Genomic DNA, 17229 nt, shown 5'->3' on the forward strand with positions numbered 1-17229 from the left:
CGCCGATGAGGGGCGCTGCGGGGTCAGATCCCTTTCCATGGGAAAGGAATCTGACCCCATTCGCAGGCAATCATTCCAGCTCGTGCTGGTGGCGAGCGGCCAGCAGCAGCAGATCGTTGGCGCGGCGGCAGCCCAGCGACTCCATCATGCGTGCGCGGTGGGTCTCCACCGTCTTGACGCTGATGCCGAGGTCGGCGGCGATTTCCTTGTTGCTTTCGCCCTTGCCGATGCGGCGCAGGATCTCGCGCTGGCGCGGTGACAGCGCGGCGATGCCGGTGGGTTTCTCGCGGCCCAGCATCGGCGCCAGCATCTTGGCCGAGATCTGCGGGCTCAGGAACACCTGGCCGGCATGCGCGGCACGCAGCGCCAGTTCCAGCTCCTGCGGCGCCGCATCCTTGACCACGAACCCGACTGCACCGCGGTCCAGCGCATCGCGCACGTGCGCGGCATCGTCGTGCATGGTCATCATCACCACCCGGGTGCCGGGGGCGCGCAGGCGGATGTCACTGAGGGCTTCCAGACCTGTGCGCCCGGGCAGAGACAGGTCCATCAGGACCACGTCCGGGGCGTGCTGAAGGGCCAACTGGAGTGCCTGCTCGGCATTGCTGGCCTCGGCGACGAGCTGCACGTCGGCAAACCCCTGCAGAAGCCGCGCCAGGCCGGCGCGGACAAGGGTGTGATCGTCGACGATGAGAACTCGCACAGGCACGCAGCAGGTCCGTAATGGGGAGTCCACCTTAACTTAGCTGAACGGGCGCGCCAAGGGTCGTCCGTCCTGTGCAAGCGTGGCAGGTTTCAGCGTGCCCGGCGCGCCTCGGCTACCTGACGACGGTGCAGGCGGAACAAGTGACGCTCCATCGCCATTTCCAGGCCATCACCGAGGCGCTGGAAGCGCAGCCAGAGATAGTGACCACCGCCGCCATCGGCCGCTTCTGCGATCACTTCCACCGGCAGATCGATATGGTCGGGCAGCCAGTCACTGGGCTGCAGGCGGACCAGGCCGGCCTGGCCGGGGCTGGCGCCGCTGCGTGGGCCCAGCTGCAGGCGGATGCCGCGACGCGACCAGCGCACCGGGCGCAGGGTCAGTTCCTGGCCCTGCTGGCGCACCAGCCGGCCGAGCAGCACCATCGCCAGATCCAGCTTGGCTTCCAGCCGCTGCAGCTGCAGGCTGGCTTCGTTGCGGTCGTCGTGCTCGTCAACGCGGCTGTCTTCAACCAGCGCCAGGCTGCGCAGCAGGCCCTCGGCACTGCTGGTGCGACCAGCGGCGCTGCCTGCCTGGAACTCGGCCGGCAGGGCCAGCTCGCAGCTGAGCGTTTCGTCGAACAGCTCGCTTTCGGCGGGGTGGTGCAGCGACGTGGTCGGCAATTGGGTCATGCGAGTGATTCTGCCTGCAGATAGGCATGCGCCGCGCGAAGGGAGCGCTGGCCATCGTTCATCAGTGCGGCCACTGCATCACGACGCTGGCGCAGCAGGCCGAGCAGGTTCTGCTGGCGTTCGAACAGCGCGGTCAGCGGTGCGTGATCGGCTGCGGTCAGCGGCTGGCTGAGCAGGGCATGCAGGGTGCTGTCGTGGCCATCAAGCAGGCTGTCGGCCTGGTCGAGGGACTCTTCGCCCAGGGCCTTCTCGAAGGCATCCAATTGCGCGTGCAGTTCGTGCAGGCTCATGGCGCCACCGCAGCGGGGCGACGCTGCTCCATCGGAATGGCGTTCCAGGCGCTGTCGATCTCGCCCAGCAGCTGCAGGGCTTCGTCGAGGGCGGCACGGTCATTGTGCAGGTTGGCCTCGGTCAGGCGCTGCAGCACGTAGTCGTAGAGTGACGACAGATTTCCGGCGATCTCGCCGCCGGCCTCATGGTCCAACGAGCCGTTGAGGTGGCCGACGATCGCGCAGACTTCGCCGATCGCCTTGCCCTTGCCGGCCTGGTCGCCACGCTCGAGGCTGGCCTGGGCGCGCCGCACGCGCTCCAGCGCGCCGGCCAGCAGCATCGCCACCAGCTTGTGCGGATCGGCGTCGGCAACCGCACTGGTCACTCCCACCTGGCGGTACTGCTCGGCATATTGACGGCTGGAACCGTACATTCGTGATTCTCCTTGCGCTGGGTGCCGCCGGGCGGTCGTGGGGACCGCTGCCGGCGGTGCGGCGTTGATTGCTGTTGCGTCCGTTATCGGTGCGTTGCACGCCAAACTTGAGCGTTGCGCGCAGTCCTTTAGCGGTTCAGCTGTGCCAGCTGCTGCTGCAACGAGGTGTTGCTCTGCTGCAGTTTGCCCATCAGGCTGTCCAGTGCCAGGAACTGCTTCTTGTAGCGTTCCTCGACGCCCTTCATGCGGACGTCCAGGTCCTTGCGACGCTTGTCGATGTTGTCCAACGTGGTGTTCAGGCCCTTGGTTCGGGCGACGAAGGCGCCTTCCTTGCCAACGGTGGTGCTGACGTAGCCATCAACCAGTGAGTACAACTGGCCGGCTCCCCCCTTGTCCCCAGTGATTGCCTGGCGCATCTTCTCGGGCTGGCTGGCAAGAGCGGCAGCGAACTTGGTGGCATCCAGTACGAGGGAGCCGTCGGCATTCGGATAGCCGCGTGTCTGAAGCCCGATCGCCTTCGAATCCAACTGGTCGCCAGCCAGCTCCTTGAGTACACCGGACATCACCGACCGGAGCTGGCTGGTGGCGCCGCGCATCTGCGCATCGCCGGTCAATGTCGAGGCTTCCTTGGTCTTCAGGTCGTATTTAGTCTCAGTATTGATCGCTGCGAGCGCGTCGTTGTAGGCCTTGACGAAGTCCTGCATGACCTTGGTTGCGGCCGTGGTGTCAGTACTAATCGTGACCGTACTCTTGCCTTCCATCTTCAGGTTCAGGGTCAGGCCCGGAACGGCATCGGTCACGGTATTGCTGGCGCTGACGACCTTGACGCCGTCGATGGTCAACTCGGCATCGGCGGCCGGCGTGTTCTGTTTCAGGCTGTTGACCAGGCCGCCAAGTTTGGTGTCGCTTCCGCCATATTCCAGTTTGATTGCGTTTGCGGCACCGGTCTTTTCCTGCCCAATCGACAGATACTGGTTGTCGCCGGAGCTGATCAACGTGGCTTGTACGCCTTCCTTGCGGCCGGCTGCGTCGATCTTGTTGCGGATCGTGGTCAACGTATCGCCATCCTCGACCTCGATCTTCATGGCCTTGGCCTTGTCGCCGACGCCAACAGTCAGCGTCAAGGATCCGGCGGAAAACGTGTCGGTCTTGGCGATGGATGTGTCTGCGATCAGCTTGTGCGCAGTCGCCAGCGATTTGACTTCGACCACATGGGTGCCGTTGGCAGCGGCTGCCTTGCTGGTGCCTACATCGTACAGTGCCACCGAGGCCGTCAGGATCTCGTCGGTGCCCTTGTCGCCACCTTTGCTGGCATTGACGATACGAGTATCGAAAGCCGTGGTGGCCTTCAATGCGGTCAGCGAGGTCTTCAACTTGTCGAACGCAGCGGTGATCGTACCGATCGAAGACAACTGCAGTTTGGCCTTGGACTGCTGCAGGTTGAGTGCGTTGTCGGCGGGCTTGCGGTCGGCCGCCACCAGCTGGTTGACGATGTCTGAAATGTTCAGGCCCGAGCCGATGCCACCGTATCCAAAGCTTGCCATGTCTTTCTCCTGGTATCCGGGCCTGGCTGCCGTGCAGTGGCCCGTCGTCAACGAAAATAGCGGCCTGCGCCGCTGGGTCTTGAGGACTTCGTTGATGCATGCGGCGTGCCAGTTGTCTGGCAAGGGTTCTGGCACGCGGTTTGCAGGAGCGTTGGGGCAGGGTGCGGGTGGATTCACCGCAGGCTGCCTGGAGTCTGCAAAAGACCCTCCCCCAATGCAGGGGAGGGATCAGGCTACTGACAATCGGGGGGAGACGAAGCCGCCCGGTACGTACAGTCAAAGGTGCAGCGCTGAAAGAGAGGTCCGCAGGGGCGGGCGATGCCGCGCCGGTTCGGGAATGTTCCCGGGCCGGGCATGGCCCGCACCTTCGTGCCGCACGGTAGTTCCGGTTGGATGCTGCCACCGGCCGGGGCCGGTGGCAGCATCCGCTTCTACGTCTACGTCGATGCGTAGTGGACCGGGCTGCCTGGTATCAGCGCAGCAGGCTCAGCACGCCCTGCGGCACCTGGTTGGCCTGGGCCAGCATGGCCGTGCCGGCCTGCTGCAGGATCTGGGTGCGGGTCAGCTCAGCGGTTTCCTTGGCGAAGTCGGTATCCTTGATGCGGCTACGCGACGCCGACAGGTTTTCCGTCGAGGTCTGCAGGTTGGCGACGACCGAGGTGAAGCGGTTCTGGATCGCGCCGAGGTCTGCACGGGTGCTGTTGATAGAGCCCAGCGCCTTGTCAACCACGTCCAGTGCTTGCTGAGCACCCTTGACCGTAGAAATATCCAAGTCAGCAGCGAACTTCGGCTTCAGCAGCGCTGCTGCCGCGTCGTCGGTCTTGGTGAACGCGCCCAGCGGGTTACCGGCGCCTGCAGTGCCGGTGTCGGCGGTAATCGCGTTGAACTTGCCACTTTCGTCGACGCTGTTCTTGACCGAAGTCAGGGTGATACCGGCCGCCACTGCCGGAACGGGGGGGGTCGCCGTAGCGTCGCCCGGATCCGCTGCACGGATTTCAGCGAAAACGCCAGTTTCGCCGATCTTGGCGTTGATGGCGGACACCAGTGCAGAGCGCGCAGCTGCGCCAGTAGCGGCCGAATCGGCGCCCTTCTTGACTTCCACGTCGCCGATGGTGACGTTGTTGATCTTCAGGCCCTTGATCGAGACATCGGCATTGGTTCCCGGGTCCGCGAGCGCGAAGCCGTTGGTGTCGAAGGTTGCGCCTCCCAGCGACCCAGCCTTGGCATCGACGATCTTGTCGATGGCAATTGCCTGGCCGGCGTTGGCGCCGACCTGGAACAACTGACTGGAGAACGAGCCGTCCAGCAGCTTGGTGCCGTTGAAATCCGACTGCTTGGCGACGCGGTCGATTTCGCTGACCAGCTGGGTCACTTCGGCCTGCAGGGCCTTGCGGTCGCTGGTCGAATTGGTGGCGTTGGCCGACTGTACCGACAGTTCACGGATGCGCTGCAGGTTGTTGCCGATTTCCGACAGCGAACCTTCGGCGGTCTGTGCCAGCGAGATGCCGTCGTTGGCGTTGCGGATGGCGACGTCGATGCCGCGGATCTGGGTGCCGAAGCGCTCGGAGATCGCCAGGCCTGCAGCGTCGTCCTTTGCACTGTTGATACGGGAACCCGACGACAGACGCTGGATGGTGGTGGCCAGCGAGGAGCCGCTCGTGCTCAGGTTACGCTGAGCGTTGAGCGACATGGTGTTGGTGTTGATGACTTGTGCCATGAGGAAAGTTCCTTGAGCAGTGCACGTACGAGGGGATCAACGCTCCTGACGTGCTTCAGGAGCGCCGTATGTCAGCGCTGCAACAGGCTGAGCACGTTCTGGGGGACCTGGTTGGCCTGGGCCAGCATTGCCGTGCCGGCCTGCTGCAGGATCTGGGTCCGGGTGAGTTCCGCCGTTTCCTTGGCGAAGTCGGTATCGCGGATGCGGCTGCGGGATGCCGACAGGTTTTCCGAGGAGGTCTGCAGGTTGGCGACCACCGAGGTGAAGCGGTTCTGGATCGCGCCGAGGTCGGCGCGGACGCTGTTGACTGATTCCAGCGACTTGTCGACGATCGACAGGGCCTGCTGGGCGCCTTCAGCGGTAGTGATGTTGATGTCCTTGACGAAGCTGGGCTTGGAGCCGGTGCCGATGGTGCCACCGGTGCCACCAGTGGCTTGATCCAGTCCGATTTCCTTGTAGTCGGTGACCGGCGTCGGGGCTGGGGCAGTCGACTTGGACGGAGCACCGCCATTGCCCAGGGCAAATGTCTGACCATCCTTGACCGATACCAGCTGGATCTTGCCGGATTCGATCTTGGCCATCACACCGGTCTCGCCCAGCTTGCCGTTGATGGCAGCGGCGGTGGCGGCGGTGATGGATTCGCCGGCCTTGACCGTGATATCGCCGACGTCGATGCTCTTGGCTGTGCCACCGTTGGGCGGAGTGACGGTGATCTGCAGCTGCGAGAACACCGAGTCCGTGGCGGCCTTGTCGTTGGTCAGTCCCTCGCCCTTGTAGACATCGGCAAAGGTGGTGGAACCCAGCGATTCAGCCTTTGCATCCACCACGCTGTTGATCGCAATGGCCTGGCCCGCATTGGCGCCCACCTGGAACAGCTGGCTGGTGAACGAGCCGTCCAGCAGCTTGGTGCCGTTGAAGTCGCTCTGCTTGGCGACGCGGTCGATTTCGCTGACCAGCTGGGTCACTTCGGCCTGCAGGGCCTTGCGGTCGCTGCTGGAGTTGGTGGCGTTGGAGGCCTGCACGGCCAGTTCGCGGATACGCTGCAGGTTGTTGCCGACTTCGCTCAGCGAACCTTCGGCGACCTGGGCCAGCGAGATACCGTCGTTGGCGTTGCGGATGGCCACGTCAAGGCCGCGGATCTGGGTGCTGAAGCGTTCCGAGATCGCCAGGCCGGCGGCGTCGTCCTTCGCGCTGTTGATGCGCAGGCCGGACGAGAGGCGCTGGATGGTGGTGGCCAGCGAGTTGCCGCTGGTGCTCAGGTTGCGCTGAGCGTTGAGCGACATCGTATTGGTGTTGATTACCTGTGCCATGGGGTCGTCTCCTCTTATATGGAACCCGTTGGTGAATGAAACGAAGCGCCGCCTGTTTTTTTGTGTGGCTGTGTGCTTCGCTGTTGCCAAATGAATAACGGCGCTTTGTCAACAACCTTTAGCCGTGAATTCCGTTGAAGCCGTAATTCGTTGTTGGAGGCTGTTTTCCCGGGGTTTTCAGCCTGGAGGGGCGTGAAAGGGATCCCGGAAGGGGGCGGTCGGGCATGCCCAACCAGCGCTGATGAAGGTATCGGCGGGGGGCGGCCGGGCTTGATGGGCAATCACGGAAAATCCGCGGGAGGCCGCCGGGCGCGAACCTCGGCGATGGGCCGCAGAAACGGAAAAAGGCCGCGATGCAGGGCATCGCGGCCTTTCAGGGGGGACGCAGGAGATGCGTCAGCCGATCTTGTTGAACAACGACATCGACTGCATCTGCGAGAAGATCGTCTGCGCCGCCTGCAGTGCGGTGCTCTGCAGTTGGTACTGGCTCAGCGCATCGGCGTAGTCCAGGTCGCGCATCTGCGACAGCGTGGTCTTCAGGGTCACACTGTTGGCTTCACGCATGTCGGCGGCATTGTCCAGCGCCTTCAGCTGGGCGCCGCCGGCCGCACGCGAGTCGATCATCCGCTCCGACGCCCGCGCGACGTCGCGCAGCACGCTTTGCAATTCGTTCTGCTGTGCGCTCATCTTCGCGGTGGTACCGGTGTCGGCATCCAGCGCGGTGATCAGCTTGTCCATGGTGTCGAAGATGTCGCGGCTGCTCGCCGGCTTTACGTTGAAGCTGTCGCCTGCGGCAGGCGCACCGGTGATCTGCAGGCGTACGCCGTTCACTTCCAGATCGTCACCGGCCTTGTAGGTGCCGGTGCCGGTCACATTGCCCGCACCATCCAGCACCTCGTACTGGTTGGCGGCGGTGAAGCGGACGCTGAAGCTCTGGCCGTTCCAGCTGTCGCTGCCATCGCGGGTGATGTTGGTCAGCACGCCGTTGCCGGTATTGCCGGCGGCGGCAGCTCCATCAACGAAGCCGTCGCCGGTGGGGATGCGCATGAAGATCTCGCTGCCGGGCAGGGCATCGCGGACGTAGGTATCGGGGCCGACCTCGATCTGGCGCTGGGTCTGGTCACCGCGGTAGACCACCTTGCCGTTGATCTTGGCGAACGGCGGGTCACCATCGTTGGTGCCGCCGAACACATAGCGGCCGGTGCCGTCTTCGGCGTTGGCCAGCGACAGCAGGCCGTCGCGGATCTGGTTCAGCTCGGTGATCAGCGTCTTCTTGTCGGACGCGCTCAACGCGGGGTTGCTGGCCTGGATGGTCAGGTCGTTGACCCGACCCATCAGGTCGTTGACCTGGGCCAGGGTATTTTCCTGCACGCCCAGCCGGTTCTGTACGTTGCCGGCATTGAGCTTCATCCGGTCCAGGGCGGCCAGGCTGCGATCAAGGCCCACGGCAGCACCGGCGCCGACCGGGTCGTCCTTGGCGCTGACGATCTTGCTGCCGGTGGCGATCTGCTGCTCCAGATGGCTGAGCTTGGCCTGCTTGGCCATCATCAGCGACACCGACTGGTTGTACATCATGCTGGTGGAGATGCGGCTGCTCATCGGCGGACGGCTCCCAGGATTGTCTGGAACATGCTGTCGGCGGTGGAGATCAGCTGCGAGGCGGCCTGGTAGGCCTGCTGCAGGCGCAGCATGTCGGCGGCTTCCTCGTCCAGATTGACGCCGGACACCTCGTCACGGGCTTCCTGCGCCTTGTCATTGATCACCAGCTGCGCCTCCAGCGAGTACTCGGCCGAGCGCGCGGCGGCACCGACCTGGGTGGTGAGGCCACCCAGTGCGCCGTTCAGGGTCACGGTGCCGGCATTGAAGGCCTTCGCGCTTTCCACCTTGGCCAGCTTGGAGGCATTGCTGTTGTCCGAGGAGCCGGCCGGGGTCGGGGTGATGTTGAAGGTGTCGCCGACCTTCGGTGCGCCATCCAGCACGAAGCTCCACCCGTTGGCACTGATGGTCTGGCCGGGGGTGTAGGTCTGCGGCGGGCCGCCATCGATGGTGTAGGTGGTGGCCGAGGTGAACACGATCGCGGCCGGATTGCGCAGGTTGGCGTTGGTCGAATCGCTGACGGTGACCCCACTCAGTTTGCCGGTACCGGTGTTGGAGGTCGCGGCCGCGCCCTTCACCGCAGCGGCCGCAGCGATGCGCGAGGGATCGGTGATCGCCACTTCCATGGTGCCAGCCACGCCTGCGGTGGGCTGCAGCAGGAACCGATCATTGGCGGCCGGGGTGCCCCCGACCACCATCTTGACGCCGTTGATCACCAGCGGATCGGCAGCGGTGCCGGTACCGGTCAGCGGAACGTTGGCGCCGGTGTCGGCACGGCTGGCCTTCCAGTTGGTGCCATCGAACTGCAGCACCACGTTCTGTGCTTCCAGCTTGCCGAGGTCGCCATAGGTGGCGCTCAGGCTGGCGCTGCCGGTATTGGCGTTGTTGGCGGTGACGCGCGGGTTGCCGATGTTGAAGAAGTCGCCACCCAGCTGGCCATACATGTCCACGCCCTGGTGATGGGCCTGGTTGAACGTTTCGGCCAGGCCCACTGCGAGCTTGCCCAGTTCGGCCTGGGCCGGGGTCAGCACGGTGTCGCGGAATTCCAGCAGGCCACCGATCTGGCCACCGACCGCCTTTGCGTCAAGCCTGATCGTGTTGCCCTGGGTCTCCAGCGCCAGCTGCAGGCGCTCGGGCTGGTACGGGTCGGCCACGGTGGTGACCTTGGTCGCCGTGGTACCCACCACCAGCGCGTTACCGCCGGCGGTGTAGACATTCATGATGCCGCCGTCCTGGATCACTGCCGTGCCACCGGTGTAGCCGATCAGCTGGGTGATCAGCTGGTCGCGGCGATCGAGCAGGTCAGGCGCAGCCGTGGCGATGTTGGTGCCGATGGCGCCGTTGATCTGCGCGATCTCCTGCGCCAGGCGATTGACCTCGGTGGCACCGGCCATCAGGCCGTTGTTGACCTCGCTGTTGAGGTTGTTCAGGTGCGTGTTGAGCTGCACGAAGCGGTTGGCCAGCGCCTTGCCACCGTCGAGCATGTTCTGTCGGTCGGCCGTGCCGGAGGCATTGGAGGACAGGCCGCTGACCGAGTCGAAGAAGTTCGACCACACGCCGGCCACGTTGGTGGCGGCTTCGGAGAACAGCGAGTTGACCCGGTCGGCCATGCCGGAGAGCTGCTTCAGGCGCGCCAGCTCACCGCTGCTGTCGAGCAGGCGCGAGATCGCCAGCTGGTCGGCGGTGCGGCGGATGTCGGTGATGCGGGTGCCGTTACCGACCGTGCCATAGCCGTAGTTCTGCGGATCAGCGGTGGCGAAGTTGACCTTCTGCCGGCTGTAGCCGGGGGTATTGAGGTTGGCCACGTTGTGGCTGGTGGTTGCCAACGCACGCTGGAAGGCGAGCAGGGCACCAGTACCGGTGGAAAGTACGCTGGACATGGGGTTCCTCAACGACGAGTGATACCCAGCGCCGCGGTTGCGGTGCTGGCGAAGGTCTGGCCAAGGCGCAAGCCGGCATCGGCCACGGCACTGACGGCGCGCTCGATGGTCGGGCCGCCGGCGATCGCGGCGATCTTGGCCGCGTAGCGCGGATCGGTGGCATAGCCGGCGCGCTGCAGGCCGCGGGCGAAGCCCTGCACGTCGGTGCCGGCCTGCAGGGCCTGCTGATAGCGCGGGCTGGTCTTCAGCAGGCGCACGTAGTCGGCGAAGCTCTCGGCCGGCGAGCTGTAGGCGCGGAAGCTGGCGGTCTCATTGCGGCGTACGCCGTCGACGTATTCATGGGTGCCGGCCACGGCGCGCTGGCCGTTCCAGCCATTGGCCTTGATACCGAACAGGTTGTGCGAAGTACTGCCATCGGCGTGCTTGATGTGGCGCTTGCCCCAGCCGGTTTCCAGCGCCGCCTGGGCGACCAGGGCGCGGGCATCCACGCCCAGTTCCTTCGCCGCGCTCTGCGCGTGCTGCCAGATACTGGCGACGAAGCCTTCGGGGGTGTGCTCGCCCAGCTGGGCGACGGCGGTACGGGTGGCCATTGCATCGGCCGGGCTGATCGCGGTGCCGCGATTGCTGGCGGTGGCCGACCACTGGTCGCTGTTGGCGGCCCAGTCCTCGCCCTGCAGGCTGCCGATGTACGGATCGTCGGTGCCCAGCGAGCGGTGCATGCTGCTGCTCTCGCGCCCGGCGATCAGGTCCAGCGCCTGTTCCATCGGCGCGACCGCGGCCTGCGCACCGTGCTGCGCACCGGCGGCCATCTGCTGCAGCAGGCGCACCGCCTGGCTGCCGTCTTCCAGCGGCAGCGACGGTGCCGGCTTGGCCGGTGCATTGAGCTGGTAGGCACGACTGGCCTTGGCCGGGTCCACGCGGGTATCCAGCGCCGGGCCCTCGGCGGCCTGGCCGGACAGCTGCCGGCTGATCATGCCCGACAGGCCCAGGCCCTTGCCGCGGGTCATCGCCTCGGCAATCTTCTGGTCGTACATCTCGCGGAACATCTTGTTTTCGCCGGGGAACAGCGAGTCGCCGAAGCTGGCGTCACGCATGCTCTTGACCAGCATCTGCGCGAACTGGCCTTCCAGTTGGCGCGCGACCTTGTCGATCTTGGCCGGATCGTTCTGTTGCGCCGGGTGCAGATCGAATGCGGGAGTGATGCGCATATCAGATCACCTCGAGCTCGGCACTCAATGCGCCGGCCTGCTTCAGGGCTTCCAGGATCGCGATGAGATCGCCCGGTGCCGCGCCAACCGCGTTCACCGCGTGCACGATCTCGTCCAGGGTGGTACCGCCGCTGAACTTGAACATGCGGCTGCCGTCGTTGGTGGCGGTGATGGTCGACTGCGGGCTGGCCACGGTACGGCCGCCGGACAGGGCATTGGGCTGGCTGACGTTGGTGTTTTCCTGGATGGTCACGGTCAGCGAACCATGCGAAATCGCCGCCGGTCCCACCCGCACCTGCTGGCCGATGACCACGGTGCCGGTACGCGAATTGACCACCACCTTGGCCGGGGCGCTGCCTGGGGTCAGCTCCAGGTTCTCGATGCGCGCCAGCAGGCCGATGCGCGCGCCCGGGTCGGTCGGTGCAGTGACCGCGACGGTCACGCCGTCGATCGCGCGTGCGGCGCCTTCGCCGAAGGCGTTGTTGAGCGCGGCGACCATGCGCGAGACCGTGGTGAAGTCGTTGTTGTGCAGGTTCAGGGTGATGTCGCCGCCGTTGGCCAGCGGATCGGGCAGGGCGCGTTCAACCGTGGCACCGTTGGGAATGCGGCCGACGCTGGGCACGTTCACCGAGACACGGGAACCATCCTTGCCCTGCGCACCGAAGCCGCCGACGATCAGGTTGCCCTGGGCGATGGCATAGATCTGGCCATCGGCACCGCGCAGCGGTGCCATCAGCAGCGAACCGCCGCGCAGCGAGACCGCGTTGCCGATCGAGGAGACCGTGATGTCGATCGGCTGGCCGGGCTTGGCGAACGGCGGCAGCTCGGCGTGGATGGCGACCGCCGCCACGTTCTTCAGCTGCGGATTGACGTTCGGCGGCACATTGACGCCCAGCTCGCCGAGCAGGTTCTTCAGGCTCTGCACGGTGAAGGGGGCCTGGCTGGTGCGATCGCCGCTGCCATCCAGGCCGACCACCAGGCCATAACCCACCAGCGCATTGCCGCGCACGCCACCGACCTGGGCCAGGTCCTTGATGCGCTCGGCGCTGGCCGGGGCTGCCACGACCAGCAGCATCAGCGCGACGAACGACGCCACGCGGCGCTGCCAGGAAAAAGAGAGGAAGAGTTTCATGGCCATACTCAGAACGGCGTCAGGCCGGAGTTGAAGAAGCGGCTCAGCCAGCCCATCGCGTTGGACTGCGCGACGGGACCGCGGCCGCCGTAGACGATGCGGGCCTCGGCCACGCGGCTGGACGGAATGGTGTTGTCCTGGCTGATGTCGCCCGGGCGCACGATGCCCTGCACCTGCACCAGTTCATCGCCCTGGTTCAGCCGCAGGTTCTTCTGCCCCTGCACCACCAGGTTGCCGTTGGGCAGGCGCTGCACCACGGTGACGGTGACGCTGCCCTGCAGGCGGTTGCTCTGCGCGCTGTTGCCCTTGCCGGTGAAGTCACGCTTGCCCGCCGCCGATGCGCTGAGGATGTCCTTGCCGCCGAGGGTGACCGGTGCGCCGAGAATGGACGGTGTGCCCAGGCTCAGGTTCGATTCCTTGTTGGTGGCGGTGTTGGCACTGGTCTGCGCGGTGGTGTTTTCCAGCAGCGTGATGGTCAGCAGGTCGCCGACATCGCGTGCGCGCCGGTCCGAATACAGCTGCAGCGTCGGGCCGGCAGCGTAGATCGCACCGGCGGTCGGCTGTGCCTGCGGCGGCATGATCGGCTGGATCGGTGCCATCGTCGGGTAGGGGCGCACGTCGCCCGCGATCACGCAGCCACCGAGCAGGGCGGCCACGGCGCAGGCGAGGGCAGTGCGGGCGAAGTTGGAAATGGGCGACATGGCGGTTTCCCGGTTTGGCCGGTCAGAGCTTGTTGTTGAGATAGCCGAGCATCGAATCGGTCGTGGAGATCGCCTTGGCGTTCATTTCGTAGGCGCGCTGGGTTTCGATCATCGACACCAGCTCTTCCACCACGTTGACGTTGCTGCCTTCCAGCGCGCCCTGCACCACGGTGCCGAGGCCGTTGAGGCCGGGGTTGCCGTTCTGTGCCGGGCCGGACGCAGTGGTCTCGAGGAACAGATTCTCGCCACGGGCCTGCAGGCCAGCCGGATTGACGAAATCGGTCAGGGTCAGCGCGCCGACTTCCACCGAAGCGGCGCCGTCGGCCATCTTCACGCTGATGGTGCCGTCGGTACCGATGGTTACCGATTGCGCGCCTTCGGGAATCTGGATGCCTGGCTGCACCGGGTAGCCGCTGTTGGTGACCAGCTCGCTGTCCTGGTTGATCTTGAACGAGCCATCACGGGTGTAGGCCGAGCTGCCGTCGGGCATCTGCACTTCGAAGAAGCCGCGACCGTTGACCATCACGTCGAGGGCGCGGCCGGTCTGCTGCTGGCCACCCTGTTCGAAGTTCTTGGCGGTGGCGACCACGCGCACGCCGGTGCCCAGCTGCAGGCCGGTCGGCAGCTGCGTCTGTGCCGACGAGGAACCACCGGGCTGGCGCACCTGCTGGTACAGCAGGTCCTCGAAGCTGGCACGGTCCTGCTTGAAGCCGGTGGTGTTGGTGTTGGCGAGGTTGTTGGAAACCACCGACATGCGCATCTGCTGCGCATCCAGTCCGGTTTTCGCGATCCACAATGCCTGGTTCATCTTCGGTGTCCTGTCTGGTGGAGCCGGCCGCGTGGTGCGGCCCTTGTCTGCGGGTGTGCAAGCGGTGTGCCAGCGCCGCCGTCAGCCGGCGCCGGATTTCCGTCAGCTGCCCAGGCGCAGCAGGCTGTTGGCGCTGCGCGCGTTGTCGTCGCCGTGCTTGATCACCTGCACCTGCATTTCGTACTGGCGCTGCAGCTGGATCATCTGCACCAGTGCACCGGCGGCATCCACGTTGCTGCCTTCCAGCTGGCCGCTGTGCACGGCCGTACCCTGCGCCGGTGCGAACGGCTGGCGTGGATCGGTGTTGCGGAACAGGCCATCGAGGCCGCGCTCCAGGCGCTCGTCGGGCGCCTGCACGACCTTGATCCGGCCGATCTGCGCCATGGTCTGCGGGCCTTCGCCCTGCGGAATGATCGAGATCGTGCCGTCGGCACCGATCTCCATGGCCTGGTAGGGCGGAATGGCGATCGGGTTGTTGTTGTCATCCAGTACCGTGCGGCCACTGGAGGTCACCAGCTGGCCGTTCGGCGTCACCGACAGCGCGGCGCCACGGGTGTACGCCTCGCTGCCGTCGCTGGACTGTACCGCCAGCCAGGTGCCGGTCTGCAGCGAAAGATCCAGCGGCTTGCCGGTGATGTGCTGCGAGCCGGGCGTGCGGTTGAACCCGGCATCGACATGCAGCGCATCCACCCGCGAGGCAAAGCCCGGGCCACGGATCGGGAAGGCTTCGGTGTTGGCCAGCGCTTCCTTGAAGCCGGGGGTATCGGAGTTGGCGAGGTTGTGGCTGAGCGTGCCCTGCGCCTGCAGGGAGGCGCGGGCACCGGTCATCGCCACGTAAAGGGCTTTATCCATGCGGGGAGTTCCGTGACAGGGTCAGCGCGTCATCAACGGATGTTGATGACGGTCTGGGTGATCTGGTCCTGGGTGGTGATCATCTGCGCGTTGGCCTGGAAGTTGCGCTGCGCGGTGATCATGTTGACCAGCTGCTCGGTGAGGTCGACGGTGGACGCTTCCAGCGAACCGGCCTGGATCTTGCCGAGGTTGGAGGTGTCCGGCATGCCGGTGCGCGGCGTGCCCGAGCTGAAGGTATCCACCCACAGGTTGTTGCCCTTCGATTCCAGGCCCTGCGGATTGTTGAAGGTGGTCAGCGCGACCTGGCCCAGCGGCTTGTCGGCGCCGTTGGAGTAACGGGCGTAGACCACGCCGGTTTCCGACACGGTGATTTCGTTGAGCTTGCCGGCGGCGTAGCCGTCCTGCTGGGTGTTGCGCAGCGCGAACTTCTCGCCGTACTGGGTCGAGCCGTTGATATCCAGCGTCATGTTCAGCACGCCGGCACCGGTGGTCGGGGTGAAGGTGCCGAGGCTGACCTTGCCGTCCGTCGGTGCCGTCAGCTTGCCGCTGTTGTCGAAGGTGACCGGGGTCGGGTTGCCCGCCGGCTGGCCGTCAACGTAGTTGCGCACGGTCCACTCGTTCGGGTTGGCACCCTTCACGAAGTACGAGACCTGGATGTGGCTGACGCCCAGCGAGTCGTACACGGTGATGCCGCCGCTGGAGTGGTTGTAGCTGTTCGAATCGGTCGGATCGAAGGTGGTGACGGTCGGCTGCTTGGCGTTGGCCGGCAGGGTGAAGCCGACCTTCACTTCGCTGGTCTGCTTCGGCGGGCTGTCGGTGGTCAGCAGCTGCAGGTCGACCATGCGGCCGGCGTCGAAGTTGGTGCCATCGGCATTCGGCGCGAACACCTGCAGGCGTGCGCCCTGCGGATTGATCACGTAGCCGGACGGGTCGGTCTGGAAATTGCCGGCGCGCGAGTACACGCGAGTACCGTTCATGTTCATGGTGAAGAAGCCTTCACCGGAAATGGCCATGTCCAGGCTGCGGCCGGTCTGTTCGTTGTGGCCCTGCTTGAACTGCTGGGCGACGTTGGAAACGCGCACGCCCGAGCCGACCGCGTTCTTCGACAGGCCGTAGCCGGTGGCCGAGAACAGGTCGGCGAATTCGGCGCGCGATTCCTTGAAGCCGGTGGTGTTGACGTTGGCGACGTTGTTGGCGGTGACGCTCAGGTCGGAATTGGCGGCATTGATGCCGGACAGCGAGACATTGAAGCCCATGGGATGCTCCTGGTAAGTACGGGGTGTGCGGCTCAGCTGACGCGGAGCACGTAGTCGATCGGGGCCGTGCCCAGGCCCTTGAGGTTCAGGTACAGGCCGTCGGAACCGACGGTCACGCTTTCCACCGGTGCCTGCACGTAGGTGGACAGCTTGGTGCTCTTGCCGGTGGTGTCGACGTGGTTGGCGACAACCGAGTACTTGCCCGGTTCCATCCGCTTGCCGTTGGCGTCCTTGCCGTCCCACTTGAAGGCGGTTTCGCCGGCGGCCTTGGCTTCAACGCTCAGCGAGGTGACCTTGGCGCCGTTGGCATCGGTGATGTCCACGGTGATGATGCCGGCCGACGGTGCGGCCACCGTGCCCTCGACACTGCCTTCCTTTTCCAGCACCAGCTTTTCCGATGGCACCAGTACCTGGTGGCCGACCAGCGCAGCACCACGCAGCACCTGGTCGCTGGCCATCGACTCCTGGAAGCCCTTCACCGTCTTGTTCAGATCGGTGATGCCCTGCACGGTGGACATCTGCGCCATCTGCGCGACCATCTGCGTGTTGTCCATCGGCTTCAGCGGATCCTGGTGCTGCAGCTGCTCGGTCATCAGGCGCAGGAAGTCCGCCTGGTCCAGCGTGTTCTTCTTCTTGGTGGCGTTGCTGTTCGGGGCGTTCAGGCCCAGCGCGGAATAGACGTCCTGGCTGGTCTGGTTGTTGACGGCGGTGGTCATGGCGGTATCCGGTGCTGCGGGCCTCAGCGGCCCATGGTCAGGGTGGCCAGGGCCAGTTCCTTGGCGGTGGTCAGCATTTCCACGCCGGCCTGGTAATTGCGCGAGGTCGAGATCAGGTTGACCATCTGCGCCACCGGATCGACGTCGGGCTGGTAGATGTAGCCATCGGCGTCGGCCAGCGGATGGCCGGGCTCGTAGCGCTTGATCGGCGCTGCCTCGCTCTGGGTGATCTCCTTGACCTTCACCGACGTGATGTTCGGATCGTTCTTGCTGGTCACGGCCTGGAAGATCGGCTCCAGCGGCTTGTACACGGCATCGGCGGAACCGGCGACGGTGTCGGCGTTGGAGAGGTTGGAGGCGATGGTGCTCATGCGCACCGACTGCGCCTGCAGCGCGGAGCCGGCGATATCGAAGATCGGCAGGTTGCTCATG

The 17229-nt window shown here is 65.3% G+C and carries 17 protein-coding genes; all 17 read right to left on the reverse strand.

Features of this window, described 5'->3' with window-relative positions:
• Window positions 1-70: 70 nt before the first annotated feature.
• Window positions 71-703 (reverse strand): response regulator, encoded by a 633-nt coding sequence (locus SriyCCGPB3_RS10265; RefSeq protein WP_005413261.1) that lies wholly within the window; start codon window positions 701-703, stop codon window positions 71-73.
• Between the two features lie 92 nt (window positions 704-795).
• Entirely contained in the window at window positions 796-1374 is a 579-nt protein-coding gene (locus tag SriyCCGPB3_RS10270) for a PilZ domain-containing protein (protein WP_180859210.1), read from the reverse strand.
• Window positions 1371-1664, reverse strand: coding sequence for a hypothetical protein (locus SriyCCGPB3_RS10275; protein WP_010485909.1), 294 nt, complete (start codon window positions 1662-1664; stop codon window positions 1371-1373). The genes SriyCCGPB3_RS10270 and SriyCCGPB3_RS10275 overlap by 4 nt, the downstream gene beginning before the upstream one ends.
• The gene (fliS, locus tag SriyCCGPB3_RS10280) at window positions 1661-2077 is read right to left on the reverse strand and encodes a flagellar export chaperone FliS (RefSeq protein WP_248860484.1); all 417 of its coding nucleotides are present in this window, start codon (window positions 2075-2077) and stop codon (window positions 1661-1663) included. The genes SriyCCGPB3_RS10275 and fliS overlap by 4 nt, the downstream gene beginning before the upstream one ends.
• A 128-nt stretch (window positions 2078-2205) precedes the next feature.
• Window positions 2206-3621: a flagellar filament capping protein FliD gene (fliD, locus tag SriyCCGPB3_RS10285; protein WP_350260370.1), complete on the reverse strand. Its 1416-nt coding sequence runs from the start codon at window positions 3619-3621 to the stop codon at window positions 2206-2208.
• A 472-nt stretch (window positions 3622-4093) separates the two neighbouring features.
• Complete coding sequence (locus SriyCCGPB3_RS10290; RefSeq protein ID WP_350260262.1) at window positions 4094-5338, reverse strand: flagellin; 1245 nt, start codon at window positions 5336-5338, stop codon at window positions 4094-4096.
• A gap of 71 nt (window positions 5339-5409) precedes the next feature.
• Window positions 5410-6648 carry a flagellin gene (locus tag SriyCCGPB3_RS10295; RefSeq protein WP_094001365.1) on the reverse strand — a complete coding sequence of 413 codons (1239 nt, stop codon included), beginning with the start codon at window positions 6646-6648 and terminating at the stop codon, window positions 5410-5412.
• A 396-nt stretch (window positions 6649-7044) separates the two neighbouring features.
• The gene (gene flgL, locus SriyCCGPB3_RS10300) at window positions 7045-8247 is read right to left on the reverse strand and encodes a flagellar hook-associated protein FlgL (protein WP_180854440.1); all 1203 of its coding nucleotides are present in this window, start codon (window positions 8245-8247) and stop codon (window positions 7045-7047) included.
• Window positions 8244-10124: a flagellar hook-associated protein FlgK gene (gene flgK, locus SriyCCGPB3_RS10305; RefSeq protein ID WP_153855277.1), complete on the reverse strand. Its 1881-nt coding sequence runs from the start codon at window positions 10122-10124 to the stop codon at window positions 8244-8246. Before flgK ends, flgL begins: the two co-directional genes overlap by 4 nt.
• 8 nt (window positions 10125-10132) lie before the next feature.
• Entirely contained in the window at window positions 10133-11332 is a 1200-nt protein-coding gene (flgJ, locus tag SriyCCGPB3_RS10310; protein ID WP_153855278.1) for a flagellar assembly peptidoglycan hydrolase FlgJ, read from the reverse strand.
• A 1-nt stretch (window position 11333) separates the two neighbouring features.
• The gene (locus tag SriyCCGPB3_RS10315; protein ID WP_429000823.1) at window positions 11334-12464 is read right to left on the reverse strand and encodes a flagellar basal body P-ring protein FlgI; all 1131 of its coding nucleotides are present in this window, start codon (window positions 12462-12464) and stop codon (window positions 11334-11336) included.
• A gap of 8 nt (window positions 12465-12472) precedes the next feature.
• Window positions 12473-13165 (reverse strand): flagellar basal body L-ring protein FlgH, encoded by a 693-nt coding sequence (flgH, locus tag SriyCCGPB3_RS10320; RefSeq protein WP_088025898.1) that lies wholly within the window; start codon window positions 13163-13165, stop codon window positions 12473-12475.
• 22 nt (window positions 13166-13187) lie between these two features.
• Entirely contained in the window at window positions 13188-13973 is a 786-nt protein-coding gene (flgG, locus tag SriyCCGPB3_RS10325) for a flagellar basal-body rod protein FlgG (RefSeq protein WP_005409571.1), read from the reverse strand.
• A 102-nt stretch (window positions 13974-14075) separates the two neighbouring features.
• Window positions 14076-14825 carry a flagellar basal body rod protein FlgF gene (locus SriyCCGPB3_RS10330; protein ID WP_153855280.1) on the reverse strand — a complete coding sequence of 250 codons (750 nt, stop codon included), beginning with the start codon at window positions 14823-14825 and terminating at the stop codon, window positions 14076-14078.
• Window positions 14826-14857: 32 nt separating this feature from the next.
• On the reverse strand, window positions 14858-16081 hold the full coding sequence (flgE, locus tag SriyCCGPB3_RS10335) for a flagellar hook protein FlgE (RefSeq protein WP_187757192.1): 1224 nt from the start codon (window positions 16079-16081) through the stop codon (window positions 14858-14860).
• 32 nt (window positions 16082-16113) lie between these two features.
• Entirely contained in the window at window positions 16114-16797 is a 684-nt protein-coding gene (locus tag SriyCCGPB3_RS10340; RefSeq protein WP_164161868.1) for a flagellar hook capping FlgD N-terminal domain-containing protein, read from the reverse strand.
• A gap of 23 nt (window positions 16798-16820) precedes the next feature.
• Complete coding sequence (flgC, locus tag SriyCCGPB3_RS10345) at window positions 16821-17228, reverse strand: flagellar basal body rod protein FlgC (RefSeq protein ID WP_005416461.1); 408 nt, start codon at window positions 17226-17228, stop codon at window positions 16821-16823.
• Window position 17229: the final 1 nt, after the last annotated feature.

The sequence above is a fragment of the Stenotrophomonas riyadhensis genome, assembly GCF_040256885.1.
Lineage (GTDB): Bacteria > Pseudomonadota > Gammaproteobacteria > Xanthomonadales > Xanthomonadaceae > Stenotrophomonas > Stenotrophomonas riyadhensis.

Excerpts from the sequence above, each read along its gene's own strand:
- SriyCCGPB3_RS10270 (WP_180859210.1), bottom strand. The coding sequence starts at position 1,374 with ATGACCCAATTGCCGACCACGTCGCTGCACCACCCCGCCGAAAGCGAG.
- SriyCCGPB3_RS10275 (WP_010485909.1), bottom strand. The coding sequence starts at position 1,664 with ATGAGCCTGCACGAACTGCACGCGCAATTGGATGCCTTCGAGAAGGCC.
- fliS (WP_248860484.1), bottom strand. The coding sequence starts at position 2,077 with ATGTACGGTTCCAGCCGTCAATATGCCGAGCAGTACCGCCAGGTGGGA.
- fliD (WP_350260370.1), bottom strand. The coding sequence starts at position 3,621 with ATGGCAAGCTTTGGATACGGTGGCATCGGCTCGGGCCTGAACATTTCA.
- SriyCCGPB3_RS10290 (WP_350260262.1), bottom strand. The coding sequence starts at position 5,338 with ATGGCACAAGTCATCAACACCAACACCATGTCGCTCAACGCTCAGCGT.
- SriyCCGPB3_RS10295 (WP_094001365.1), bottom strand. The coding sequence starts at position 6,648 with ATGGCACAGGTAATCAACACCAATACGATGTCGCTCAACGCTCAGCGC.
- flgL (WP_180854440.1), bottom strand. The coding sequence starts at position 8,247 with ATGAGCAGCCGCATCTCCACCAGCATGATGTACAACCAGTCGGTGTCG.
- flgK (WP_153855277.1), bottom strand. The coding sequence starts at position 10,124 with ATGTCCAGCGTACTTTCCACCGGTACTGGTGCCCTGCTCGCCTTCCAG.
- flgJ (WP_153855278.1), bottom strand. The coding sequence starts at position 11,332 with ATGCGCATCACTCCCGCATTCGATCTGCACCCGGCGCAACAGAACGAT.
- SriyCCGPB3_RS10315 (WP_429000823.1), bottom strand. The coding sequence starts at position 12,464 with ATGAAACTCTTCCTCTCTTTTTCCTGGCAGCGCCGCGTGGCGTCGTTC.
- flgH (WP_088025898.1), bottom strand. The coding sequence starts at position 13,165 with ATGTCGCCCATTTCCAACTTCGCCCGCACTGCCCTCGCCTGCGCCGTG.
- flgG (WP_005409571.1), bottom strand. The coding sequence starts at position 13,973 with ATGAACCAGGCATTGTGGATCGCGAAAACCGGACTGGATGCGCAGCAG.
- SriyCCGPB3_RS10330 (WP_153855280.1), bottom strand. The coding sequence starts at position 14,825 with ATGGATAAAGCCCTTTACGTGGCGATGACCGGTGCCCGCGCCTCCCTG.
- flgE (WP_187757192.1), bottom strand. The coding sequence starts at position 16,081 with ATGGGCTTCAATGTCTCGCTGTCCGGCATCAATGCCGCCAATTCCGAC.
- SriyCCGPB3_RS10340 (WP_164161868.1), bottom strand. The coding sequence starts at position 16,797 with ATGACCACCGCCGTCAACAACCAGACCAGCCAGGACGTCTATTCCGCG.
- flgC (WP_005416461.1), bottom strand. The coding sequence starts at position 17,228 with ATGAGCAACCTGCCGATCTTCGATATCGCCGGCTCCGCGCTGCAGGCG.